Source organism: Salmonella sp. 2018103 (assembly GCF_026247685.1).
In the GTDB taxonomy this organism is placed as follows: Bacteria; Pseudomonadota; Gammaproteobacteria; order Enterobacterales; family Enterobacteriaceae; genus Salmonella; species Salmonella enterica.
Genome location: NZ_CP111029.1, coordinates 1,795,799 through 1,818,588, shown reverse-complemented (window position 1 = coordinate 1,818,588; position 22,790 = coordinate 1,795,799). Strand labels below are relative to the sequence as shown.

The 22,790-nt window shown below is 56.0% G+C and carries 26 protein-coding genes and 1 riboswitch; of the genes, 21 read left to right on the top strand and 5 right to left on the bottom strand.

Annotation, left to right across the window (positions count from 1 at the left end; all coding sequences use genetic code 11):
* From cbiB to pduF, 4 genes are all read right to left on the bottom strand, one after another.
* The gene (cbiB, locus tag OLG56_RS08605) at positions 1–960 is read right to left on the bottom strand and encodes an adenosylcobinamide-phosphate synthase CbiB (protein WP_000153669.1); all 960 of its coding nucleotides are present in this window, start codon (positions 958–960) and stop codon (positions 1–3) included.
* Positions 957–2,336: a cobyrinic acid a,c-diamide synthase CobB gene (locus tag OLG56_RS08600; RefSeq protein WP_000741260.1), complete on the bottom strand. Its 1,380-nt coding sequence runs from the start codon at positions 2,334–2,336 to the stop codon at positions 957–959. The genes cbiB and OLG56_RS08600 overlap by 4 nt, the downstream gene beginning before the upstream one ends.
* A gap of 97 nt (positions 2,337–2,433) precedes the next feature.
* A riboswitch (cobalamin riboswitch) is annotated at positions 2,434–2,608 on the bottom strand.
* Between the two features lie 325 nt (positions 2,609–2,933).
* A complete protein-coding gene (gene pocR, locus OLG56_RS08595; protein ID WP_000622323.1) occupies positions 2,934–3,845 on the bottom strand; it encodes a transcriptional regulator PocR in 912 nt (303 codons plus the stop codon).
* A gap of 216 nt (positions 3,846–4,061) precedes the next feature.
* Positions 4,062–4,856, bottom strand: a complete 795-nt coding sequence (gene pduF, locus OLG56_RS08590) for a propanediol diffusion facilitator PduF (RefSeq protein WP_001000023.1) — start codon at positions 4,854–4,856, stop codon at positions 4,062–4,064.
* Between the two features lie 524 nt (positions 4,857–5,380).
* On the opposite strand from pduF, the gene pduA reads away from it, so the two are divergent.
* The 21 genes from pduA to pduX all read left to right on the top strand — a co-directional run bounded on the left by pduA (position 5,381) and on the right by pduX (position 22,347).
* Positions 5,381–5,665 carry a propanediol utilization microcompartment protein PduA gene (gene pduA, locus OLG56_RS08585; RefSeq protein WP_001183618.1) on the top strand — a complete coding sequence of 95 codons (285 nt, stop codon included), beginning with the start codon at positions 5,381–5,383 and terminating at the stop codon, positions 5,663–5,665.
* Complete coding sequence (pduB, locus tag OLG56_RS08580; RefSeq protein ID WP_000097500.1) at positions 5,662–6,474, top strand: propanediol utilization microcompartment protein PduB; 813 nt, start codon at positions 5,662–5,664, stop codon at positions 6,472–6,474. The genes pduA and pduB overlap by 4 nt, the downstream gene beginning before the upstream one ends.
* An 18-nt stretch (positions 6,475–6,492) precedes the next feature.
* A complete protein-coding gene (gene pduC, locus OLG56_RS08575; protein ID WP_001256896.1) occupies positions 6,493–8,157 on the top strand; it encodes a propanediol dehydratase large subunit PduC in 1,665 nt (554 codons plus the stop codon).
* Between the two features lie 10 nt (positions 8,158–8,167).
* Complete coding sequence (pduD, locus tag OLG56_RS08570; protein ID WP_000405048.1) at positions 8,168–8,842, top strand: propanediol dehydratase medium subunit PduD; 675 nt, start codon at positions 8,168–8,170, stop codon at positions 8,840–8,842.
* A 14-nt stretch (positions 8,843–8,856) separates the two neighbouring features.
* Positions 8,857–9,378: a propanediol dehydratase small subunit PduE gene (gene pduE / locus OLG56_RS08565; RefSeq protein WP_001090597.1), complete on the top strand. Its 522-nt coding sequence runs from the start codon at positions 8,857–8,859 to the stop codon at positions 9,376–9,378.
* Between the two features lie 206 nt (positions 9,379–9,584).
* Positions 9,585–11,417: a propanediol dehydratase reactivase alpha subunit PduG gene (pduG, locus tag OLG56_RS08560; RefSeq protein WP_061377429.1), complete on the top strand. Its 1,833-nt coding sequence runs from the start codon at positions 9,585–9,587 to the stop codon at positions 11,415–11,417.
* Positions 11,407–11,757 carry a propanediol dehydratase reactivase beta subunit PduH gene (pduH, locus tag OLG56_RS08555; RefSeq protein WP_000377981.1) on the top strand — a complete coding sequence of 117 codons (351 nt, stop codon included), beginning with the start codon at positions 11,407–11,409 and terminating at the stop codon, positions 11,755–11,757. The genes pduG and pduH overlap by 11 nt, the downstream gene beginning before the upstream one ends.
* Before the next feature lie 19 nt (positions 11,758–11,776).
* Positions 11,777–12,052 (top strand): propanediol utilization microcompartment protein PduJ, encoded by a 276-nt coding sequence (pduJ, locus tag OLG56_RS08550; protein WP_001057755.1) that lies wholly within the window; start codon positions 11,777–11,779, stop codon positions 12,050–12,052.
* 3 nt (positions 12,053–12,055) lie between these two features.
* Entirely contained in the window at positions 12,056–12,538 is a 483-nt protein-coding gene (pduK, locus tag OLG56_RS08545; RefSeq protein WP_077906007.1) for a propanediol utilization microcompartment protein PduK, read from the top strand.
* Positions 12,538–13,170: a phosphate propanoyltransferase gene (locus tag OLG56_RS08540; protein WP_061377428.1), complete on the top strand. Its 633-nt coding sequence runs from the start codon at positions 12,538–12,540 to the stop codon at positions 13,168–13,170. The genes pduK and OLG56_RS08540 overlap by 1 nt, the downstream gene beginning before the upstream one ends.
* Complete coding sequence (gene pduM, locus OLG56_RS08535) at positions 13,167–13,658, top strand: propanediol utilization microcompartment protein PduM (protein WP_001012966.1); 492 nt, start codon at positions 13,167–13,169, stop codon at positions 13,656–13,658. Before OLG56_RS08540 ends, pduM begins: the two co-directional genes overlap by 4 nt.
* A 3-nt stretch (positions 13,659–13,661) precedes the next feature.
* Positions 13,662–13,937 (top strand): propanediol utilization microcompartment protein PduN, encoded by a 276-nt coding sequence (pduN, locus tag OLG56_RS08530; RefSeq protein WP_000549825.1) that lies wholly within the window; start codon positions 13,662–13,664, stop codon positions 13,935–13,937.
* Between the two features lie 9 nt (positions 13,938–13,946).
* Positions 13,947–14,957, top strand: coding sequence for a two-domain cob(I)yrinic acid a,c-diamide adenosyltransferase PduO (pduO, locus tag OLG56_RS08525; RefSeq protein WP_001029482.1), 1,011 nt, complete (start codon positions 13,947–13,949; stop codon positions 14,955–14,957).
* Positions 14,954–16,348 carry a CoA-acylating propionaldehyde dehydrogenase PduP gene (pduP, locus tag OLG56_RS08520; protein ID WP_023212530.1) on the top strand — a complete coding sequence of 465 codons (1,395 nt, stop codon included), beginning with the start codon at positions 14,954–14,956 and terminating at the stop codon, positions 16,346–16,348. Before pduO ends, pduP begins: the two co-directional genes overlap by 4 nt.
* A gap of 11 nt (positions 16,349–16,359) precedes the next feature.
* Positions 16,360–17,472, top strand: a complete 1,113-nt coding sequence (gene pduQ / locus OLG56_RS08515; protein ID WP_001091459.1) for a 1-propanol dehydrogenase PduQ — start codon at positions 16,360–16,362, stop codon at positions 17,470–17,472.
* Positions 17,469–18,824: a cobalamin reductase PduS gene (pduS, locus tag OLG56_RS08510; protein ID WP_061377427.1), complete on the top strand. Its 1,356-nt coding sequence runs from the start codon at positions 17,469–17,471 to the stop codon at positions 18,822–18,824. The genes pduQ and pduS overlap by 4 nt, the downstream gene beginning before the upstream one ends.
* A gap of 2 nt (positions 18,825–18,826) precedes the next feature.
* Positions 18,827–19,381 carry a propanediol utilization microcompartment protein PduT gene (gene pduT, locus OLG56_RS08505; protein WP_000075778.1) on the top strand — a complete coding sequence of 185 codons (555 nt, stop codon included), beginning with the start codon at positions 18,827–18,829 and terminating at the stop codon, positions 19,379–19,381.
* Positions 19,381–19,731 carry a propanediol utilization microcompartment protein PduU gene (gene pduU / locus OLG56_RS08500; protein WP_000441100.1) on the top strand — a complete coding sequence of 117 codons (351 nt, stop codon included), beginning with the start codon at positions 19,381–19,383 and terminating at the stop codon, positions 19,729–19,731. Before pduT ends, pduU begins: the two co-directional genes overlap by 1 nt.
* A gap of 4 nt (positions 19,732–19,735) precedes the next feature.
* The gene (gene pduV, locus OLG56_RS08495) at positions 19,736–20,188 is read left to right on the top strand and encodes a propanediol utilization protein PduV (RefSeq protein ID WP_000826283.1); all 453 of its coding nucleotides are present in this window, start codon (positions 19,736–19,738) and stop codon (positions 20,186–20,188) included.
* Positions 20,173–21,387, top strand: coding sequence for a propanediol utilization propionate kinase PduW (gene pduW, locus OLG56_RS08490; protein WP_000120646.1), 1,215 nt, complete (start codon positions 20,173–20,175; stop codon positions 21,385–21,387). The genes pduV and pduW overlap by 16 nt, the downstream gene beginning before the upstream one ends.
* Before the next feature lie 93 nt (positions 21,388–21,480).
* Positions 21,481–22,347 (top strand): L-threonine kinase PduX, encoded by an 867-nt coding sequence (gene pduX, locus OLG56_RS08485; RefSeq protein WP_001518728.1) that lies wholly within the window; start codon positions 21,481–21,483, stop codon positions 22,345–22,347.
* Between the two features lie 33 nt (positions 22,348–22,380).
* On the opposite strand, the gene OLG56_RS08480 is transcribed toward pduX, so the two are convergent.
* Entirely contained in the window at positions 22,381–22,716 is a 336-nt protein-coding gene (locus tag OLG56_RS08480) for a DUF496 family protein (protein WP_000450405.1), read from the bottom strand.
* Positions 22,717–22,790: the final 74 nt, after the last annotated feature.

The window sequence follows — 22,790 nt, the reverse complement described above, 5'->3', positions numbered from 1 at the left end:
TCAGGCCACACCAGATAACCCGCACCGCGCCGCAATAAACAGCGCCAGCGCCAGGGTTGAAGCGACCCACATCAATCGAATCGTTCGAGAAATATCGTCCACGGAAATATCGCGCTGCGCGTCGCCGATCCAGGGCTTGTCCACACGCTCGCCAAAGTAGTTATTTGGGCCGCCGAGCTGGATTCCTAAGGCGCCGGCCACACACGCTTCCGACCAGGCGCAATTTGGGCTACTGTGGTTATAACGGTCACGCCAGCCAATACGCAGCGCCCGCCAACCACTCAGGCGACACAGTCCTGCCGCAATGCCCAGCAACAGCCAGCTCAGGCGGGCGGGAAGATAGTTCGCTACGTCGTCCATACGGGCGCTGACCATACCAATCGCCCGGTATTTTTCATGTTTGTAGCCCACCATTGAATCCAGGGTATTGACGGCTTTGTAGGCCATCGCCAGCGGCGCGCCGCCGAGAAAGAGGAAAAAGAGCGGCGCGATAATGCCGTCAACGGTATTTTCTGCAACCGTTTCCACCACGGCGCGATTGATCTGCGCTGGCTGAAGTTGCGACGTATCGCGCCCGACGATCCAGGAGAGTTTTATTCGGCTTTCCACAAGGTCGTTCTCCCGCAACGGTCGCTCAACCTCCTGCGCGGCGCGGGCCAGAGAGCGTCCGGCCAGCGTGGTAAAGATCATCCAGACTTCGACGCTCCAGCCAAACCAGGGGTGAATCCGCTGCGCCAGCGCCAGTACGCCCCATGCCACGCCCCAGGTCGCCCCGACAACCACAACCCACATTACGCCGCCGCCAATCCGCAGCGCTTTATCGCCGGGACAATAGCGACGCACAATACGCTGCACAAACGTGATTAAACGGCCTATCCAGCGTACCGGATGGGGCCAGTGTTGAGGGTCGCCGATGATAAAATCCAGCACCCAGGCGACACACCAGGCAAGGATCGTCATAATATGCGCCTCGCCGCCGCCAGCCAGTGCTGCAACATTTCCGGACGCTGGGCGAAATGGACGTGCAGATAGCTGGCAAACGTGTTGCCTGTCTGCCAGCCGCCGGTCCATTCCTGTAACACGCGACCATCGCGAACCTTACGACAGGCCATAACGGCGGGTGTTTCGGGGATAAAATCTGAGTAGTGAAATTCATGGCCGCGCACTATCTCACCAGGCACCGCCAATAGCGTTGGCTGCATAGCCTGCGCCTCACAGTAACCAAAGCGGGTAAGTCGCTTACCCATTTTGCTGTGACCGGGGATAATATTCGCCATCTGATGAATTTCCCCGCCGCTATCCTCCAGAGTGCTCCCCAAATACATCAGACCGCCACACTCCGCGTAAATCGCCACGCCGCGCTGATGCGCCGCCCGCAAATGTTTTAACATCGCCGTATTTGCCGCCAGCTCTGCGGCGTATAATTCGGGATATCCACCGCCCAGCCAGATCATCTGACAATCAGGCAATACGCGGTCATGCAGTGGGCTAAAACGCACAATGTTAACGCCGGCACGCTCCAGCAAATCGATGTTATCGGGGTAATAAAAGTTAAAGGCTTCATCATCCGCCAGAGCAAGCGTCAGCCCTGCCCCCGCTGTGTTATCGGGGCGTTCAGGCCACATTCCCGCCGGAAGCGCTGATAACACGCTCAGCGAGAGTAACGCATCCACATCCACTGTTTGTTCCAGCGTGGCGGCAAAATCATGCCATGATTGCTGATTGACGAGGGATTCTCTGGCGGTAATCAACCCCAGGTGGCGTTCAGGTAATGCGACGCCGTCGCAAGGAGGGACATACCCCAGTACCGGCAGTGAGCAATAATGTTCAATGGCATTTTTGAGGAGCTGATAGTGGGCGTCGCTAGTGACGCGATTCACAATCACGCCCGCGAGGTTGAGGGTCGGGTCGAAGTGCTGAAATCCCATAACGGTAGCCGCAAGCGACGTTGAAACAGCCTTGCCGTCCACCAGTAGGATGACCGGGCAACCAAGCTGTTTCGCCATTGCGGCTGTGCTGCAATAATTGGGGTCGACGCCATAGCCGTCATACAGCCCCATGACCCCTTCAATGACGGCGATATCCGCCTGCCGCATTTGTTCGCAAAATAAGGCGTTGAGAACAGGAGGAGGAAGCATGAAACTGTCAAGATTACGGGACGCCACGCCACAGATAGCGGTATGCCAGCCGGTATCAAGGTAATCTGGCCCAACTTTAAACGGCTGTACGCGCAGCGCGCGTTTTTGCAGCAGCCTCAACAAACCAAGCGTCACCGTGGTTTTGCCGCAACCGCTTCCTGTGCCTGCAAGAATAAATGCGTGATGCCTTGCCGCCATTACCCTGATCCTGTTCAGGGTGGTAGGGGTATACAGGTACGCGCATGTTCAGTCTTTCGACTGTACGCGTCTTCGCAACCCACTTCCCACCGAAGTTGTTGGTTATCACCGACAGGCAGGTCTTCTGGCTTAGCGTCCTCCTCGCCCGTCCTTCCCAATCTTGCGATCAGTGGTCTTTACGGGGTCGTCAGCATCACAGCAGCGGGGGCTGCGGGGGATTTTCACCCCCTTCCCTACCACAAATGTGGCAAACCTGTTGGTTTACGTTATGGCTGTACGGCACACCCATAACGGCAATTAATAATGTGCTACGTTTTACATTTCTGTGAGCAATAACCTGAGCGGTTGCTCATCTGACGTTAATCTACTCATCCTTACCGGTATATTGACGATAAAACGTATCGACAAAGCGTAATAAAACTTATCTTTCCTGACACTGTACTTCATCACAAAAATAAAAACTGGTGCAGTTTATGCCCTAAATTTTATTATTTTGTTGCGCTATGACAATTTATTGTTACACCAGATAAATTTTCTTTCTGAAATGATTAAGATACAAAACACTATCAAAAATCGGCAATAGCAAAATATTGCTATTCATAACGATGGAGGATGAGAATTCTCATTTATCTGCTGGCGATAAGCCTGCGGCGTAACCTGATAGGTCTGGCGGAAGACTTTACAAAAATAGCTGGTTTGCGAAAAGCCTAAATTACGCGCAATACTGGCAATACTCCAGTCACTATGGCAAAGCAATTCTCTGGCGCTAACCATTCTCTGGCGGTTCACCCACGCATTAAATCCGATTCCCTGATATTTCTTGAATAGCTTACTGAAGTAATAGGGGCTGAGATAGACATGTGAGGCGACATCCTCAAGACGAAGATCGTCGGACAAATGCGCATCAATATAGCGAAGCGCTTTTTTCATTTTACTGTCATGCGGAGTGGGACCACGAGCGGCTTTATTTGCCTCCGATTGCTGCGGATTGTCTTTGATAACCACGAAATTGAGCTGTTTTTTCAGGCAATTCTCAACAATCAGTTTAAGGAGATCGGCAGAAGCGATAACGCGTGAATAGTCCATCTCTGGCACATTCCGAAATTCATTCAAGAGCTCAGGGTCAGCCTGCCAGCGATCGTCGACATTAAGAATGTTTACCAGCTCCACGTCATTACTTAAACGAACCTGCCCGCATAAAACAAAGCCAACTAAATGCCCTGCGATTACCAGCGGAATAGAAAAATCCGTTAGACCGGCATGACAACGATAAATACAGGGTTGATCGGACTTCGATGCCTCCAGTCCCCCGCAGCGATCGCTCATACGACAACGTGTACTATGCTGGGGATGCTGCCGCATCAACTGACAAAACGGCGTGAAATTGAATAGCTCAGATATTTCATCACCATGAATATTGACAACCACAACCGCCAGACCGGTGGCTTGTGCAAAATCCTGTGCGATTTTATTAATGAGTTCTGAGTTCAGAGCGCTCGCAGAAATCATGATAAAACCCCTCAGTTAATTTATTGTTATAAACAAAACACATTATTTACATTCACTTTTTATTAGCATTATCCTGGCCCTGATAAAAAGTACAATGACAATATCAAAAGTCTCCCATTGCTGGGAGACGTTTTGATCAGTTCGTGAAAGCAGATCACGAAATTATCTCACCTGTTTTTACGATACATCATTGCTGTGAATCTGGTTCGCATTTTCTTACAGTTCACAGCGGTTACAAGGTAAATTCTTACCAATAAAATAGCGATATATGGCTGCTCCGGCACAGGCGCCGATAACAGGCGCGACAATCGGCACGATAAAATAAGGGATCTCTCGCCCACCGCTCATCGCCATGTTCCCCCACCCCGCTAACCATGTGAACAGTTTGGGACCGAAATCACGCGCCGGGTTCATTGCAAAACCGGTAAGGGGTCCAGTAGACGCGCCGATAACGGCAACCAATATCCCAATAAGCAAAGGCGCAAGCGGCCCTTTAGGAATGCCATTGCCATCATCCGTCAATGCCATGATCATGCCCATCAGAATCGACGTAATGACCACTTCCACCAACGCAGCCTGCCATACATTTAGCGCTGCGGCCGGATAGGTACTGAAAATGCTGGCTAATTGCAAACTTTCGACGCTACCGCGCACCATATGATGCGCAGTCTCAAATTCAGTAAAAAGGCTACTATAAAGCACATACGCCAGCAGAGCGCCGCCAAAAGCGCCGGCAAACTGGGCAATAATATAAGGCAATACTTTCTGTTTGGGAAAGCAGGCAAACAGCCACAGCGCAATCGTCACCGCAGGGTTAAGATGTCCGCCGGAGATTCCGGCCGTAAGGTAAACGGCCAGTGAAATTCCAAGCCCCCAAATAATGCAAATCTCCCATAATCCGAGGCTGGCGCCTGCGACTTTGAGCGCACTCAAACAACCGATACCAAAAAACAAAAAGAGTCCGGTGCCTAAAAATTCCGCACCACATTGCGCCTTTAGAGAATCATTCATGTGACACCTTCTGAGCAAAGTTCGTGTCCTGGCCAGCGCAAGTTTCGGCTGGCAGTAGAGTACAGCTAACCTCACTATAAAAAGTGCCGCCTGTAAATTGTTGGCAACCTGCGGACCTGTCTCCCGGAAAAATCGTGTTGCGATAGCAAAATTTTGCTTTTCCGATATTTTTATCAGCCCATCACACGGGAAATTTGAGCTATAAAATACGCCTGTGGAAATAATAAAATATTGCACAAGCCAACTTATCAATTTCGAATAAGCATCACATTTTGCGTCTTTCGCCATATCAAATAAAAATACCCTCGTCACTAACAAAAATGTAAAAATGAAATAATAAAAACAAAATAATCATATAGACAATAATAAATTAAATGTAATTTATCAATAAGTTATAAAAATAAAAGGCAATTTAATCATATTGCTTTCCCATTATTTTCTGATGTTCAATAGCAAGTCAGCCATTCTTTTTCCTCGCATCTTCTTATAGTCCCCACTATCGGAACACTCCATGCGAGGTCTTTATGCAACAAGAAGCACTAGGAATGGTAGAAACCAAAGGCTTAACCGCAGCCATAGAGGCCGCTGATGCAATGGTTAAGTCAGCCAATGTGATGTTAGTGGGCTATGAAAAGATTGGCTCCGGGCTGGTAACCGTCATCGTGCGCGGCGATGTTGGCGCGGTCAAAGCGGCCACCGATGCAGGTGCCGCAGCCGCACGCAACGTGGGTGAAGTGAAAGCCGTACACGTCATCCCACGCCCTCACACCGATGTAGAAAAAATCTTACCGAAGGGAATTAGCCAATGAGCAGCAATGAGCTGGTGGAACAGATCATGGCGCAGGTGATTGCCCGTGTGGCAACGCCGGAACAACAGGCCATCCCTGGTCAACCCCAACCTATACGAGAGACGGCTATGGCAGAAAAAAGCTGCAGTTTAACGGAATTTGTCGGGACCGCCATTGGCGATACCCTGGGCCTGGTTATCGCCAACGTCGATACCGCCCTGCTGGACGCGATGAAACTTGAGAAGCGCTATCGTTCCATCGGCATTCTCGGCGCCCGCACCGGCGCAGGCCCGCACATTATGGCGGCGGACGAAGCGGTGAAAGCCACCAACACCGAAGTGGTCAGCATTGAGCTGCCGCGCGATACCAAAGGCGGAGCGGGCCACGGTTCGCTGATTATTTTAGGCGGTAACGATGTATCCGACGTCAAGCGCGGTATCGAAGTCGCGCTGAAAGAGCTGGACCGCACCTTCGGTGATGTTTACGGCAACGAAGCCGGGCATATCGAGCTGCAGTACACCGCTCGCGCCAGCTACGCGCTGGAAAAAGCGTTCGGCGCGCCGATTGGCCGTGCCTGCGGCGTCATTGTCGGCGCTCCGGCTTCCGTCGGCGTACTGATGGCCGATACCGCCCTGAAGTCAGCCAACGTTGAAGTCGTGGCGTACAGCTCTCCGGCGCACGGCACCAGCTTTAGTAACGAAGCCATTCTGGTGATTTCCGGCGACTCCGGCGCGGTCCGTCAGGCGGTGACCTCCGCCCGCGAAATCGGCAAAACCGTCCTTGCGACCCTCGGTTCTGAACCGAAAAACGATCGCCCGTCCTACATCTGATACCCACGAGGCTGATTCATGAGATCGAAAAGATTTGAAGCACTGGCGAAACGCCCTGTGAATCAGGACGGCTTTGTTAAGGAGTGGATCGAAGAAGGCTTTATCGCAATGGAAAGCCCGAACGACCCGAAACCGTCGATAAAAATCGTTAACGGCGCGGTGACCGAGCTGGACGGAAAACCGGTTAGCGAATTCGACCTGATCGACCACTTTATCGCCCGCTACGGCATCAACCTGAACCGCGCCGAAGAAGTGATGGCGATGGATTCGGTCAAGCTTGCCAATATGCTGTGCGATCCTAACGTCAAGCGCAGCGAAATCGTTCCGCTGACCACCGCCATGACCCCGGCGAAAATTGTTGAAGTGGTTTCGCATATGAACGTGGTTGAGATGATGATGGCGATGCAGAAAATGCGCGCCCGCCGCACTCCATCTCAGCAGGCGCACGTCACCAACGTCAAGGATAACCCGGTGCAAATTGCCGCCGATGCCGCCGAAGGCGCATGGCGCGGGTTTGACGAACAAGAAACCACGGTTGCGGTAGCACGCTACGCGCCGTTCAACGCCATCGCGCTGTTGGTCGGTTCTCAGGTTGGTCGTCCGGGTGTACTGACGCAGTGCTCCCTGGAAGAAGCCACCGAGCTTAAGCTCGGCATGCTGGGCCACACCTGCTACGCCGAAACCATCTCCGTTTACGGCACCGAGCCGGTCTTCACCGACGGTGACGATACACCATGGTCGAAGGGCTTCTTAGCCTCTTCCTACGCCTCTCGCGGCCTGAAAATGCGCTTCACCTCCGGCTCCGGATCCGAAGTGCAGATGGGCTACGCCGAAGGCAAATCCATGCTGTATCTGGAAGCGCGCTGCATCTATATCACCAAAGCGGCTGGCGTTCAGGGTCTGCAAAACGGCTCCGTAAGCTGCATCGGCGTACCGTCTGCCGTGCCGTCAGGCATTCGTGCCGTGCTGGCGGAAAACCTGATCTGCTCGTCGCTGGATCTGGAATGCGCCTCCAGTAACGACCAGACCTTCACCCACTCCGATATGCGTCGTACCGCGCGCCTGCTGATGCAGTTCCTGCCGGGTACCGACTTTATCTCCTCTGGTTATTCCGCGGTGCCGAACTACGACAACATGTTCGCCGGTTCCAACGAAGATGCGGAAGACTTTGACGACTACAACGTTATCCAGCGTGACCTGAAAGTGGACGGCGGTCTGCGCCCGGTTCGCGAAGAGGACGTTATCGCCATCCGTAACAAAGCCGCCCGCGCGCTGCAGGCCGTGTTTGCCGGAATGGGACTACCGCCGATTACCGATGAAGAAGTTGAAGCCGCGACCTATGCCCACGGTTCGAAAGATATGCCGGAGCGTAACATCGTCGAAGACATCAAGTTCGCCCAGGAAATCATCAATAAAAACCGCAACGGTCTGGAAGTCGTTAAAGCGCTGGCGCAGGGCGGGTTTACCGACGTGGCCCAGGACATGCTCAACATCCAGAAAGCCAAACTAACCGGCGACTATTTGCACACCTCCGCCATTATCGTCGGCGACGGACAAGTGCTCTCTGCGGTTAATGACGTCAATGACTATGCCGGTCCGGCAACAGGTTATCGCCTGCAGGGAGAACGCTGGGAAGAGATTAAAAACATCCCTGGCGCTCTTGATCCCAACGAGATTGATTAAGGGGTGAGAAATGGAAATTAATGAAAAATTGCTGCGCCAGATAATTGAAGACGTGCTCCGCGATATGAAGGGCAGCGATAAACCCGTCTCGTTTAATGCGCCTGCGGCATCCACAGCACCACAGACCGCTGCGCCTGCGGGCGACGGCTTTCTGACCGAAGTGGGCGAAGCGCGCCAGGGCACTCAGCAGGACGAAGTCATTATCGCCGTCGGCCCGGCATTTGGCCTGGCGCAAACCGTCAATATCGTGGGCTTACCGCATAAGAGCATTCTGCGCGAAGTCATTGCCGGTATTGAAGAAGAAGGCATCAAGGCGCGCGTGATTCGCTGCTTTAAATCTTCCGACGTGGCGTTCGTCGCCGTGGAAGGTAACCGCCTGAGTGGCTCCGGCATCTCCATCGGCATCCAGTCGAAAGGTACTACGGTTATCCACCAGCAGGGGCTACCGCCGCTCTCTAACCTGGAGCTGTTCCCGCAGGCGCCGCTGCTGACGCTGGAAACCTACCGTCAGATTGGTAAAAACGCCGCCCGCTATGCGAAACGCGAATCACCGCAGCCGGTCCCTACGCTCAATGACCAGATGGCACGCCCGAAGTACCAGGCAAAGTCGGCCATTTTGCACATTAAAGAGACCAAGTACGTCGTGACTGGCAAAAACCCGCAGGAACTGCGCGTGGCGCTTTGATAAAGGATAACTCCATGAATACCGACGCAATTGAATCGATGGTCCGGGACGTATTGAGCCGCATGAACAGCCTGCAGGGCGATGCGCCAGCAGCGGCTCCTGCGGCAGGCGGCACGTCCCGCAGCGCAAAGGTCAGCGACTACCCGCTGGCGAACAAACACCCGGAATGGGTGAAAACCGCCACCAATAAAACGCTGGACGACTTTACGCTGGAAAACGTGCTGAGCAATAAAGTCACCGCTCAGGATATGCGTATTACCCCGGAAACCCTGCGCTTACAGGCGTCTATCGCCAAAGATGCGGGCCGCGACCGGCTGGCGATGAACTTCGAACGCGCCGCCGAACTGACCGCGGTACCGGACGATCGCATTCTTGAAATCTACAACGCCCTTCGTCCGTATCGTTCAACGAAAGAAGAGCTGCTCGCTATCGCCGACGATCTCGAAAACCGTTATCAGGCAAAGATTTGCGCAGCTTTCGTTCGTGAAGCGGCAGGGCTGTACGTTGAGCGTAAAAAACTCAAAGGCGACGATTAGCTTTCTCTAAGTAATTCGAGATGCATTGAGGCGGCAAGTGAGTGACAAATTCGTCTGGAACGAATTTGAACAGCCATAGGCTGGCTTTAGTGAGGGACAGGGATGTCCCTCATAACCCCGATGAGCTTACTGTAGTAAGTGATTCGGGTGAAAGAACGCAGCCAACAAAAAGGCAGTTTGAAGTACGACGAGAAAAAGGATATACGATGCGATATATAGCTGGCATTGACATCGGTAACTCATCGACGGAAGTCGCGCTGGCGCGGCAAGATGAGACTGGCGCACTGACGATTACGCACAGCGCGCTGGCGGAAACGACCGGGATCAAAGGCACGTTGCGTAACGTGTTCGGCATTCAGGAAGCGCTCGCCCTCGTCGCAAAGCGCGCGGGGATCAATGTCAGCGATATTTCGCTCATCCGCATTAACGAAGCCACGCCGGTGATTGGCGATGTGGCGATGGAAACCATTACCGAAACCATCATCACCGAATCGACAATGATCGGCCATAACCCAAAAACGCCGGGTGGAGTAGGCCTTGGTGTGGGTATCACGATTACGCCGGAGGAGCTGTTAACCCGCCCGGCGGACTCGTCCTATATTCTGGTGGTATCGTCAGCCTTTGATTTTGCCGATATCGCCAATGTTATCAACGCCTCAATGCGCGCCGGATACCAGATTACCGGCGTCATTTTGCAGCGCGACGATGGCGTACTGGTCAGCAACCGGCTGGAAAAATCGCTACCGATTGTCGATGAAGTTCTGTACATCGACCGCATTCCGCTGGGGATGCTGGCGGCGATTGAAGTCGCCGTGCCGGGAAAGGTTATCGAAACCCTCTCTAACCCTTACGGCATCGCCACCGTATTTAATCTCAACGCCGATGAGACGAAAAACATCGTCCCGATGGCGCGCGCGCTGATTGGCAACCGTTCCGCCGTGGTGGTTAAAACGCCATCCGGAGACGTCAAAGCGCGCGCAATACCCGCCGGTAACCTGGAGCTGCAGGCTCAGGGTCGTACCGTGCGCGTGGATGTTGCCGCCGGTGCCGAAGCTATCATGAAAGCGGTGGACGGCTGCGGCAAGCTCGACAACGTCACCGGCGAGGCCGGGACCAATATCGGCGGCATGCTGGAGCACGTACGCCAGACCATGGCCGAGCTAACCAATAAGCCCAGCAGCGAGATTTTCATTCAGGATCTTCTGGCCGTTGACACCTCGGTTCCGGTGAGCGTCACCGGCGGTCTGGCCGGGGAGTTCTCGCTGGAGCAGGCCGTCGGCATCGCCTCGATGGTGAAATCAGACCGTCTGCAAATGGCAATGATTGCCCGCCAAATCGAACAGAAGCTTAATATCGACGTGCAGATCGGCGGCGCTGAGGCTGAAGCCGCCATTCTGGGCGCGCTGACCACGCCGGGTACCACCCGACCGCTGGCGATCCTCGACCTCGGCGCGGGCTCCACCGATGCCTCCATCATCAACCCTAAAGGCGAAATCATCGCCACCCATCTCGCCGGGGCAGGCGACATGGTCACGATGATTATTGCCCGCGAACTGGGGCTGGAAGACCGCTATCTGGCGGAAGAGATCAAAAAATACCCGCTGGCTAAGGTCGAAAGCCTGTTCCACTTACGCCACGAGGACGGCAGCGTCCAGTTCTTCCCGACGCCGCTGCCTCCCGCCGTGTTCGCCCGCGTCTGCGTGGTGAAACCGGACGAACTGGTGCCGCTTCCCGGCGACTTAGTGCTGGAAAAAGTGCGCGCCATTCGCCGCAGCGCCAAAGAGCGCGTCTTTGTCACCAACGCCCTGCGCGCGCTGCGTCAGGTCAGTCCAACCGGCAACATTCGCGATATTCCGTTCGTGGTGCTGGTCGGCGGCTCGTCGCTGGATTTCGAAGTTCCGCAGCTGGTCACCGATGCGCTGGCGCACTACCGCCTGGTCGCCGGGCGAGGAAATATTCGCGGCAGCGAAGGCCCAAGAAACGCGGTAGCCACCGGCCTGATTCTCTCCTGGCATAAGGAGTTTGCACATGGACAGTAATCACAGCGCCCCGGCCATCGTCATTACCGTTATCAGCGACTGCGCCAGCCTTTGGCACGAAGTGCTGCTGGGCATTGAAGAGGAAGGCATCCCTTTCCTGCTTCAGCATCATCCGGCAGGAGAGGTCGTTGACAGCGCCTGGCAGGCGGCGCGCAGCTCGCCGCTGCTGGTTGGCATTGCCTGCGATCGACACTCGCTGGTCGTGCATTACAAGAATTTACCCGCATCGGCGCCGCTTTTTACGCTGATGCATCATCAGGACAGTCAGGCCCAACGCAACACCGGTAATAACGCGGCACGGCTGGTCAAAGGGATCCCTTTCCGGGATCTGAATAGCTAAGCAACAGGAGAACTGCAGTATGAATAACGCACTGGGACTGGTTGAAACAAAAGGGCTGGTCGGCGCCATTGAAGCCGCCGATGCAATGGTTAAATCCGCCAACGTACAGCTGGTGGGCTACGAAAAAATTGGTTCTGGCCTGGTTACCGTCATGGTTCGCGGCGACGTCGGCGCGGTTAAAGCAGCCGTAGATGCAGGCAGCGCGGCGGCAAGCGTAGTGGGTGAAGTGAAATCCTGCCACGTTATCCCGCGTCCGCACAGCGATGTTGAGGCCATTTTACCGAAATCAGCCTAATCGATGGCAAATAAGGAGCACCGCGTGAAGCAATCACTGGGATTACTTGAAGTTTGTGGTCTGGCACTGGCTATCAGCTGCGCCGATATCATGGCGAAATCCGCTTCTATCACGCTGCTCGCCCTCGAAAAGACCAATGGTTCAGGCTGGATGGTGATTAAAATTACCGGTGATGTGGCCTCCGTGCAGGCGGCTATCATCACCGGTGCGCATTTCGCCGAACAGCGGAATGGCCTGGTGGCCCACAAGGTTATCGCCAGGCCCGGAGAAGGGCTCCTGCTCGCAGAGGCTCCCTCCCCCTCCGTCATTGAACCTGAGCCTGAAGCGTCAGAGATGGCCGATGTCGTTTCTGAAGCGCCATCCGAAGAGGCCCCGCAGGAATCAGAACTGGTCAGCTGCAATCTGTGTCTGGATCCAAAATGTCCGCGCCAGAAGGGCGAACCTCGTACGCTTTGCATTCATTCCGGCAAGCGAGGTGAAGCGTAATGGATAAAGAGCTTCTGCAATCAACGGTCCGTAAAGTTCTCGACGAGATGCGCCAGCGGCCTATTCCGCTGGGCGTCTCAAACCGTCATATCCACCTGTCCGCGCAGGATTATGAGCAGCTATTTCCTGGCCATCCCATCAGCGAAAAAAAAGCGCTGCTGCAGCCGGGACAATATGCTGCGGAACAAACCGTCACCCTGGTAGGGCCGAAAGGACAGCTCAAAAATGTGCGCCTGCTCGGTCCGCTGCGCTCGGTAAGCCAGGTGGAAATTTCGCGTACCGATGCGAGAGCGCTGGGGATTGCCGCGCCGCTGAGAATGTCCGGCAACCTGAAGGGCACACCGGGCATCCGCCTGGTCAGCCCCTTTGCCGAACTGGAGCTACCTTCCGGGGTTATCGTCGCGCAGCGGCATATCCATATATCGCCGCTTGATGCGTTGATCCTGCGGGTTTCCCACGGCGATATGGTTTCAGTGGCGATTGAAGGCGACGATCGCGGGCTGATTTTCAACAACGTGGCGATTCGCGTTTCACCGGACATGCGCCTCGAAATGCACATTGATACCGATGAAGCCAACGCCGCTGGTGCCGATAACCCGCAGGCCTTTGCCCGGCTGGTAGGCCCGCGATGAACGGCGAAACCCTGCAGCGCATTGTCGAGGAGATTGTCTCCCGGCTGCAGCGCCGTGCCCAGAGCACGGCGACGCTGAGCGTTACGCAACTTCGCGATGCCGACTGTCCAGCGCTGTTCTGTCAGCACGCGTCGCTACGCATCCTGCTCGTCGACCTGCCGCTGCTGGGTCAGCTTGCGGATGCAGAAACCGACGATGCCGCAGCCCGGAAAATTCACGACGCGCTGGCGTTTGGCATCCGCGTACAGCTCAGCCTGCACAGCCAGCTGCTGCCGGTTATCCCGGTAAAAAAACTGGCTCGTCTGCCGCTGGTATTCACCGATGAGCACGGACTGCCGCTGGTTCTGCATGCGGGTTCGGTGCTGAGCTATCGCGATGTCGCGCTGCTAAGCCGGGGGCGTGTGGTTGTCCACCGCAAATGCATCGTGACCGCCATGGCGCGTGACGCGGCCAATGCGCGGAATATTCAATTAATTAAGCAGGAGTAAATCATGCATCTGGCACGAGTCACGGGCGCGGTTGTCTCCACGCAAAAATCACCTTCTTTGATTGGGAAAAAGCTGCTGCTGGTGCGTCGGGTCAGCGCCGATGGCGAACTCCCCGCCTCGCCCACCTCCGGCGATGAAGTGGCCGTGGACTCCGTCGGCGCAGGCGTCGGCGAACTGGTTTTGCTCAGCGGCGGCTCCAGCGCCAGGCACGTTTTTTCCGGGCCAAATGAGGCCATCGACCTCGCCGTTGTCGGCATTGTAGATACGCTTTCGCGTTAAGGGGCGGTTATGGCGATTTATACCCGAACAGGTGACGCTGGCACCACATCACTGTTTACCGGCCAGCGGGTGAGCAAAACCCACCCGCGGGTTGAAGCCTACGGCACGCTGGATGAGCTGAACGCCGCGCTGAGCCTGTGCGCCTGCGCCGCTGCGGATGAAAATCACCGCACCTTACTCGAGGCCATCCAGCAGCAACTTTTTTGGTTTAGCGCAGAGCTGGCCAGCGACAGCGAGCAGCCGTCGCCCAAACAGCGCTACATCAGCAGCGAAGAGATTTCGGCCCTGGAAGCCGCTATCGATCGGGCAATGGCCCGCGTCGAACCGCTGCACAGCTTTATTTTACCCGGACGCTGCGAAGCCGCGAGCCGCTTACATTTTGCCCGCACGCTGGCGCGCCGCGCCGAACGCCGTCTGGTTGAGCTGGCGGCGGAAGTCAACGTACGTCAGGTGCTGATGCGCTACATCAACCGCTTATCGGACTGCCTGTACGCCCTGGCCCGCGCGGAAGATAGCGATGCGCACCAGGCCAACATCATCCGTGAAGTTAGCAAGCGCTATCTGGCTGCCAGCCAGCCGACCCGCAGCAAGGAGACAACGCCCGTGGCTCTCTCATTCCACGATCTGCACCAGCTCACCCGCGCCGCCGTTGAACGCGCGCAGCAACTGCAGGTTCCGGTAGTCGTCAGCATCGTTGACGCGCACGGTACGGAAACTGTGACCTGGCGGATGCCGGACGCCCTGCTGGTCAGCAGCGAACTGGCGCCGAAAAAGGCATGGACCGCAGTGGCAATGAAAACGGCGACCCATGAGCTGAGCGATGTTGTTCAGCCAGGCGCGGCGCTTTATGGCCTGGAAAGTCATTTACAGGGAAAAGTGGTCACCTTTGGCGGCGGTTACGCCCTATGGCGCGACGGCATATTAATTGGGGGTCTTGGCATCAGCGGCGGCAGCGTTGAGCAGGACATGGACATAGCACAGACCGCCATCGCGGCTATTAACGTGGGAACTCATCAATGAATACTTCTGAACTCGAAACCCTGATTCGCACCATTCTTAGCGAGCAATTAACAACGCCGGCGCAAACTACGGCCCAGCCTCAGGGCAAAGGGATTTTCCAGTCCGTGAGCGAGGCCATCGATGCCGCGCACCAGGCGTTCTTACGTTATCAGCAGTGCCCGCTAAAAACCCGCAGCGCCATTATCAGCGCGATGCGTCAGGAGCTGACGCCGCTGCTGGCGACCCTGGCGGAAGAGAGCGCCAATGAAACGGGAATGGGCAACAAAGAAGATAAATTCCTCAAAAACAAGGCTGCGCTGGACAACACGCCGGGCGTAGAAGATCTCACCACCACCGCGCTGACCGGTGACGGCGGCATGGTACTCTTTGAATACTCACCGTTTGGCGTTATCGGTTCGGTCGCGCCAAGCACCAACCCGACGGAAACCATCATCAACAACAGCATCAGCATGCTGGCGGCGGGCAACAGCGTCTACTTTAGCCCGCATCCGGGCGCGAAAAAGGTCTCTCTGAAGCTGATTAGCCTGATTGAAGAGATTGCCTTCCGCTGCTGCGGCATCCGCAATCTGGTGGTGACCGTGGCTGAACCCACCTTCGAAGCGACCCAGCAGATGATGGCCCACCCGCGAATCGCAGTACTGGCCATTACCGGCGGCCCGGGCATTGTGGCAATGGGCATGAAGAGCGGTAAGAAGGTGATTGGCGCTGGCGCGGGTAACCCGCCCTGCATCGTCGATGAAACGGCAGACCTGGTGAAAGCGGCGGAAGATATCATTAACGGCGCGTCATTCGATTACAACCTGCCCTGCATTGCCGAAAAGAGCCTGATCGTAGTGGAGAGCGTCGCCGAACGTCTGGTGCAGCAAATGCAAACCTTCGGCGCGCTGCTGCTAAGCCCGGCCGATACCGACAAACTCCGCGCCGTCTGCCTGCCTGAAGGTCAGGCCAATAAAAAACTGGTCGGCAAGAGCCCATCGGCCATGCTGGAAGCCGCCGGGATCGCTGTCCCTGCAAAAGCGCCGCGTCTGCTGATTGCTCTGGTTAGCGCTGACGATCCGTGGGTCACCAGCGAACAGCTGATGCCGATGCTGCCGGTGGTAAAAGTCAGCGATTTCGATAGCGCGCTGGCGCTGGCCCTGAAGGTTGAAGAGGGGCTGCATCATACCGCCATTATGCACTCGCAGAACGTGTCGCGCCTGAACCTCGCGGCCCGCACGCTGCAAACCTCGATATTCGTCAAAAACGGCCCCTCTTATGCCGGGATCGGCGTCGGCGGCGAAGGCTTTACCACCTTCACTATCGCCACGCCAACCGGTGAAGGGACCACGTCAGCGCGTACTTTTGCCCGCTCCCGGCGCTGCGTGCTGACCAACGGCTTTTCTATTCGCTAACCGAGGTCGCGATGAATACCTTCTCACTACAAACGCGGTTGTACAGCGGTCAGGGCAGCCTGGCGGTGCTCAAGCGCTTTACCAATAAGCACATCTGGATAATCTGCGATGGCTTTCTGGCTCGCTCTCCGCTGCTGGATACCCTGCGTAACGCGCTGCCCGCAGATAACCGCATCAGCGTCTTTAGCGAGATAACGCCGGACCCCACCATCCATACCGTGGTGCAGGGCATTGCGCAAATGCAGGCCCTGCAGCCGCAGGTGGTGATTGGTTTTGGCGGCGGCTCGGCAATGGACGCGGCGAAAGCGATTGTCTGGTTTAGCCAGCAAAGCGGCATCAATATCGAAACCTGCGTGGCGATCCCGACCACCAGCGGCACCGGTTCGGAAGTCACCAGCGCCTGCGTAATTAGCGACCCGGATAAAGGCATTAAGTATCCGCTGTTCAACAATGCGCTGTATCCGGATATGGCGATCCTCGACCCGGAGCTGGTGGTCAGCGTACCGCCGCAGATTACCGCCAACACCGGCATGGACGTGCTGACCCACGCCCTGGAAGCGTGGGTTTCACCGCACGCCAGCGACTTTACCGACGCGCTGGCGGAAAAAGCCGCCAAACTGGTGTTTCAGTACCTGCCCACGGCGGTGGAAAAAGGCGACTGCGTGGCGACGCGCGGGAAAATGCACAACGCTTCAACGCTCGCCGGGATGGCCTTCAGCCAGGCGGGGCTGGGGCTTAACCACGCTATCGCCCACCAGCTTGGTGGGCAGTTTCATCTTCCGCATGGCCTGGCCAACGCCCTGCTGTTAACCACGGTTATCCGTTTTAACGCCGGAGTTCCGCGCGCCGCCAAACGCTACGCGCGAATGGCCAAAGCCTGCGGCTTTTGCCCGGCAGAAGCCAATGACGTTGCGGCAATCAATGCGCTAATTCAGCAAATCGAACTGCTTAAGCAACGCTGTGCCCTTCCCTCACTGGCCGTTGCGCTTAAAGAAGGAAGATCCGACTTTTCCGCACGCATTCCGGCGATGGTGCAGGCTGCGCTGGCTGACGTTACGCTGCGCACCAACCCGCGCCCGGCCAGCGCCGAGGAAATTCGGGAACTGCTGGAGGAACTGCTATGAGTACCGCCGTCAACGTCGTTGAAATGTCTCATAGCGCTGATGAAATTCGCGAGCGCGTCCGCGCAGCGGGCGTTGTCGGCGCGGGCGGCGCAGGTTTTCCCGCTCACGTCAAACTACAGGCGCAGGTAGAGATTTTTCTGGTGAACGCCGCCGAGTGTGAACCGATGCTCAAAGTTGACCAGCAACTGATGTGGCAGCAGGCCGCGCGTCTTGTCCGCGGCGTGCAGTACGCGATGACGGCAACCGGCGCGCGCGAAGGGGTGATAGCCCTGAAAGAAAAATACCGCCGGGCCATCGATGCCCTTACCCCACAGCTGCCAGCCGGTATCCGCCTGCATATCCTGCCGGATGTTTATCCTGCGGGCGATGAGGTGCTGACTATCTGGATGGCAACCGGCCGCCGGGTCGCCCCGGCTGCGCTACCGGCCAGCGTCGGCGTGGTCGTCAATAACGTGCAAACGGTGCTGAATATTGCCCGGGCGGTCGAGCAGCAGTTTCCGGTCACTCGTCGCACGTTGACCGTGAACGGCGCGGTCGCCAGACCGTTGACCGTTACCGTTCCTGTCGGCATGTCACTGCATGAAGTGCTGGCGCTGGCGGGCGGCGCAACGGTCGACGACCCTGGTTTTATTAACGGCGGCCCGATGATGGGTGGCCTGATTACCTCTCTTGATAACCCGGTGACGAAAACTACCGGCGGCCTGCTGGTGCTCCCAAAAAGCCATCCGCTTATCCAGCGGAGAATGCAGGACGAGCGCACGGTGCTTTCCGTCGCGCGTACCGTCTGCGAACAGTGCCGACTGTGTACCGATCTCTGTCCGCGACACCTGATCGGCCACGAACTCTCCCCGCACCTGCTGGTGCGGGCGGTGAACTTTCATCAGGCTGCCACGCCGCAGTTGCTGCTGAGCGCCCTTACCTGCTCGGAATGCAACGTTTGCGAAAGCGTGGCCTGCCCGGTGGGGATCTCGCCGATGCGCATCAACCGCATGTTAAAACGCGAGCTGCGGGCGCAAAACCAGCGCTACGAAGGGCCGCTGAATCCAGCCGACGAAATGGCGAAATATCGCCTGGTGCCGGTGAAGCGGCTGATCGCCAAACTGGGACTAAGCCCCTGGTACCAGGAGGCACCGCTGGTTGAAGAAGAGCCGTCAGTAGAAAAAGTCACTTTGCAGCTGCGCCAGCATATTGGTGCCAGCGCGGTAGCGAACGTTGCGGTGGGAGAACGCGTGACGCGCGGGCAATGCGTTGCCGATGTCCCGACTGGCGCGCTCGGCGCCCCCATTCACGCCAGCATCGACGGCATTGTTTCGGCCATCAGCGAACAGGCCATCACGGTTGTAAGAGGTTAACCATGTCTCAGGCTATAGGAATTTTAGAACTCACCAGCATCGCCAAAGGCATGGAGCTTGGTGATGCCATGCTGAAAAGCGCCAACGTTAATCTGCTGGTCAGCAAGACCATCTGCCCGGGGAAGTTTTTACTGATGCTTGGCGGCGATATTGGCGCTGTCCAGCAGGCTATTGAAACCGGTACGTCGCAGGCCGGCGAGATGCTCGTCGACAGCCTGGTGCTGGCGAATATTCATCCCAGCGTACTTCCGGCCATCAGCGGCCTGAACAGCGTCGATAAGCGCCAGGCGGTAGGTATCGTCGAAACCTGGAGCGTGGCGGCCTGCATTAGCGCCGCAGACCGGGCGGTGAAAGGCTCAAACGTCACCCTGGTGCGGGTGCATATGGCCTTCGGCATCGGCGGTAAATGCTACATGGTGGTGGCGGGCGACGTTTCTGACGTCAATAACGCCGTGACGGTTGCCAGCGAAAGCGCGGGCGAGAAAGGGTTGCTGGTTTACCGCTCGGTGATCCCGCGCCCGCATGAAGCCATGTGGCGACAGATGGTGGAGGGATAATGGAAAGACAGCCAACAACGGATCGCATGATTCAGGAGTACGTTCCCGGGAAACAGGTCACCCTCGCGCACCTGATTGCCAATCCGGGGAAAGATCTCTTTAAGAAGCTGGGCCTGCCGGATGCGGTTTCCGCGATTGGCATCCTTACCATCACGCCGAGCGAGGCGTCGATTATCGCCTGCGATATTGCTACCAAATCCGGCGCGGTGGAGATTGGTTTTCTTGACCGCTTTACCGGCGCGGTGGTGCTGACTGGCGATGTTTCCGCCGTGGAATATGCCCTTAAACAGGTGACGCGCACCCTGGGCGAGATGATGCAGTTCACCACTTGCTCGATCACCCGGACGTAACGTCATGAAGCGTTTGATGTTTATCGGCCCCAGCCAATGCGGGAAAACCTCGCTGACCCAAAGCCTGCGCGGCGAAGCGCTCCATTATAAGAAAACTCAGGCCATTGAATGGTCTCCGATGACTATCGATACGCCGGGCGAATATCTGGAGAACCGCTGCCTGTATAGCGCCCTGCTAACCAGCGCCTGCGAGGCCGACGTCATCGCGCTGGTGCTGAATGCCGACGCCCAGTGGTCGCCCTTTTCTCCGGGGTTTACCGCCCCGATGAACCGCCCGACGATTGGCCTGGTCACCAAGGCCGATCTCGCCGAGCCGCAGCGTATTTCGCTGGTTGCGGAATGGCTTACGCAGGCTGGCGCCCGGCAGATTTTTATTACCAGCGCGTTGAATAATTCGGGTCTCGACGCCGTGCTGGATTTTCTGAATTCGAAGGAACCTTTATGTCTTACAAAATAATGGCCATTAACGCCGGCAGCTCATCGTTAAAATTCCAGCTGCTGGAGATGCCGCAGGGCGACATGCTCTGTCAGGGGCTGATTGAACGTATCGGTATGGCGGATGCGCAGGTGACAATTAAGACGCACAGCCAAAAATGGCAGGAAACCGTCCCCGTTGCCGATCATCGCGATGCGGTAACGCTGCTTCTGGAAAAGCTGCTGGGTTATCAAATCATTAACAGTCTGCGGGACATTGACGGGGTGGGCCATCGTGTGGCGCACGGCGGTGAGTTTTTTAAAGACTCGACGCTGGTCACGGATGAAACGTTAGCGCAAATCGAACGTCTTGCCGAACTGGCTCCGCTTCACAACCCGGTAAACGCGTTGGGTATTCACGTTTTTCGTCAACTGTTGCCTGATGCCCCTTCCGTAGCCGTGTTTGATACGGCATTTCACCAGACGCTGGATGAACCCGCTTATATTTACCCGCTTCCCTGGCATTATTACGCTGAACTGGGGATTCGCCGTTATGGCTTTCATGGCACCAGCCATAAGTATGTCAGCGGCGTTCTGGCTGAAAAGCTGGGCGTACCACTCAGCGCATTACGGGTGATTTGTTGTCATCTTGGAAACGGTAGCAGCATTTGCGCTATCAAGAACGGGCGTTCGGTCAATACGTCGATGGGCTTTACGCCGCAGTCAGGCGTGATGATGGGCACTCGTAGCGGAGATATTGATCCCTCTATTCTGCCGTGGATAGCCCAGCGCGAAAACAAAACGCCGCAACAGTTGAATCAGTTATTAAATAATGAGTCAGGCTTGCTGGGCGTTTCTGGCGTGTCGTCTGATTACCGCGATGTCGAACAGGCAGCCAATACCGGTAACCGGCAGGCTAAACTCGCTCTCACTCTGTTTGCCGAACGCATTCGCGCCACCATCGGCAGCTATATTATGCAAATGGGAGGACTGGATGCGCTGGTATTCACTGGGGGCATTGGCGAGAACTCAGCGCGCGCCAGATCGGCGGTGTGCCATAATTTGCAATTTTTGGGCTTAGCCGTTGATGAAGAGAAAAATCAGCGTAATGCGACATTTATCCAGACGGAGAACGCCCTGGTGAAAGTCGCCGTCATCAACACCAACGAAGAGTTAATGATCGCACAAGACGTTATGCGCGTTGCGCTACCTGCCACGGAAGGGCTTTGTGTACCAGCCTGAGAGGGTTATACGACGCATTGCGGCAAGTCATGGTAATAACGCTTTTACCATGACACTATGCGCGCACACTATTTGTACCTGAAAGGTGATAACGTGGCTGTTGCGCAATGCCCCGCCTCATGCGGGGAACTTATCCAGGGATGGATTCTGGGCAGTGAGAAACTGGTCTCCTGCCCTGTTGACTGGTACAGCACCGTAGCAGTCACGGCTGCGCCGCCGCTGGTAAACGAGCGTCCATTGTCGCGGGCGATGGTGGAGCGCGTTCTGGCGCACTGGCAGTATCCTGCGCACTGGAGTAACGAGATTCGCGTCGATGTGCGTTCGTCAATTCCCGTTGCCAAAGGCATGGCCAGCAGCACCGCAGATATCGCCGCTACGGCGGTGGCAACGGCGCATCATCTTGGCCATTCGCTGGATGAAACCACCCTTGCACAGCTTTGCGTCTCAATCGAACCCACTGATAGCACCGTTTTTCATCAGTTAACGCTGTTTGATCATAATAATGCGGCCACGCAAATCGCCTGCGAGCCACCGCCGCCAATCGATTTGCTGGTACTGGAAAGCCCGGTCACACTGCGCACGCAAGATTACCACCGTCTCCCTCGCCAGCAGAAATTAATAGCAAGTTCAGCAACCTTGCAGCAGGCCTGGAATCTGGTGCAGGAAGCCTGTATAACGCAAAATCCGCTCCGACTGGGTGAGGCGGCTACGCTTAGCGCTATCGCCAGCCAGACGCTGTTACCTAAGCCGGGCTTTACCGCCCTGCTGTCGCTGGTCGAAGAGTGTGATTTATACGGATTGAACGTGGCGCATAGCGGTAGCGTGGTGGGTCTGATGCTGGACCGGAAACGTCATGATATTGCGCGTCTGAAAGGTAAGCTGGCAGAGAAAAAACTTACCCGACACTGGCCAAAACAACATTTACTCAAGATGGTCACAGGCGGGGTCAAACTGCAGTGAGAGCCTGATATACGCTCCCACTGCCGTAGCGCATTATTCGGCTTTTACATCGGCGTGTTTCATTTCGCCCATCGCTTTCAGCTTTTTGGAAATGTCGCGACGCTCTTTGGAGATTTCGGCATTTTTAATGATGTAGTCATCAACACGATCTTCATAGTCGCTTTTCATACTGGCGATGATACCCTGAATCGCCTCAACGCTCATACCTGGCTTGATGTAGTCGCTCAGGTTGTCCAGCAGCAGCACACGCTTCTGGTTGTCACGGATCTTCTTCTCAATGTCCTGAATTTCACGTTGCAGTTTATTTTTGCGACGGAACAGACGAACAAACTCCAGCACGTCCTGGAAAGAAGGCTTGGTTGTTTCCATTTTTACACCCCTGATAATGTGAGATTCGGATTCGTTAAGCAACTGCTAGTGGATAAACATTACGTTTATCCCCG

What these genes read in the sequence shown, in the direction of transcription:
- pduJ (WP_001057755.1), top strand. Translation starts at nt 11,777, where the DNA reads ATGAATAACGCACTGGGACTGGTTGAAACAAAAGGGCTGGTCGGCGCC.
- pduO (WP_001029482.1), top strand. Translation starts at nt 13,947, where the DNA reads ATGGCGATTTATACCCGAACAGGTGACGCTGGCACCACATCACTGTTT.
- pduM (WP_001012966.1), top strand. Translation starts at nt 13,167, where the DNA reads ATGAACGGCGAAACCCTGCAGCGCATTGTCGAGGAGATTGTCTCCCGG.
- pduV (WP_000826283.1), top strand. Translation starts at nt 19,736, where the DNA reads ATGAAGCGTTTGATGTTTATCGGCCCCAGCCAATGCGGGAAAACCTCG.
- cbiB (WP_000153669.1), bottom strand. Translation starts at nt 960, where the DNA reads ATGACGATCCTTGCCTGGTGTGTCGCCTGGGTGCTGGATTTTATCATC.
- pduN (WP_000549825.1), top strand. Translation starts at nt 13,662, where the DNA reads ATGCATCTGGCACGAGTCACGGGCGCGGTTGTCTCCACGCAAAAATCA.
- pduA (WP_001183618.1), top strand. Translation starts at nt 5,381, where the DNA reads ATGCAACAAGAAGCACTAGGAATGGTAGAAACCAAAGGCTTAACCGCA.
- pduQ (WP_001091459.1), top strand. Translation starts at nt 16,360, where the DNA reads ATGAATACCTTCTCACTACAAACGCGGTTGTACAGCGGTCAGGGCAGC.
- pduU (WP_000441100.1), top strand. Translation starts at nt 19,381, where the DNA reads ATGGAAAGACAGCCAACAACGGATCGCATGATTCAGGAGTACGTTCCC.
- pduK (WP_077906007.1), top strand. Translation starts at nt 12,056, where the DNA reads ATGGCAAATAAGGAGCACCGCGTGAAGCAATCACTGGGATTACTTGAA.
- pduT (WP_000075778.1), top strand. Translation starts at nt 18,827, where the DNA reads ATGTCTCAGGCTATAGGAATTTTAGAACTCACCAGCATCGCCAAAGGC.
- OLG56_RS08600 (WP_000741260.1), bottom strand. Translation starts at nt 2,336, where the DNA reads ATGGCGGCAAGGCATCACGCATTTATTCTTGCAGGCACAGGAAGCGGT.
- pduW (WP_000120646.1), top strand. Translation starts at nt 20,173, where the DNA reads ATGTCTTACAAAATAATGGCCATTAACGCCGGCAGCTCATCGTTAAAA.
- pocR (WP_000622323.1), bottom strand. Translation starts at nt 3,845, where the DNA reads ATGATTTCTGCGAGCGCTCTGAACTCAGAACTCATTAATAAAATCGCA.
- OLG56_RS08480 (WP_000450405.1), bottom strand. Translation starts at nt 22,716, where the DNA reads ATGGAAACAACCAAGCCTTCTTTCCAGGACGTGCTGGAGTTTGTTCGT.
- pduF (WP_001000023.1), bottom strand. Translation starts at nt 4,856, where the DNA reads ATGAATGATTCTCTAAAGGCGCAATGTGGTGCGGAATTTTTAGGCACC.
- pduE (WP_001090597.1), top strand. Translation starts at nt 8,857, where the DNA reads ATGAATACCGACGCAATTGAATCGATGGTCCGGGACGTATTGAGCCGC.
- pduC (WP_001256896.1), top strand. Translation starts at nt 6,493, where the DNA reads ATGAGATCGAAAAGATTTGAAGCACTGGCGAAACGCCCTGTGAATCAG.
- pduP (WP_023212530.1), top strand. Translation starts at nt 14,954, where the DNA reads ATGAATACTTCTGAACTCGAAACCCTGATTCGCACCATTCTTAGCGAG.
- pduB (WP_000097500.1), top strand. Translation starts at nt 5,662, where the DNA reads ATGAGCAGCAATGAGCTGGTGGAACAGATCATGGCGCAGGTGATTGCC.
- pduH (WP_000377981.1), top strand. Translation starts at nt 11,407, where the DNA reads ATGGACAGTAATCACAGCGCCCCGGCCATCGTCATTACCGTTATCAGC.
- pduD (WP_000405048.1), top strand. Translation starts at nt 8,168, where the DNA reads ATGGAAATTAATGAAAAATTGCTGCGCCAGATAATTGAAGACGTGCTC.
- OLG56_RS08540 (WP_061377428.1), top strand. Translation starts at nt 12,538, where the DNA reads ATGGATAAAGAGCTTCTGCAATCAACGGTCCGTAAAGTTCTCGACGAG.
- pduS (WP_061377427.1), top strand. Translation starts at nt 17,469, where the DNA reads ATGAGTACCGCCGTCAACGTCGTTGAAATGTCTCATAGCGCTGATGAA.
- pduG (WP_061377429.1), top strand. Translation starts at nt 9,585, where the DNA reads ATGCGATATATAGCTGGCATTGACATCGGTAACTCATCGACGGAAGTC.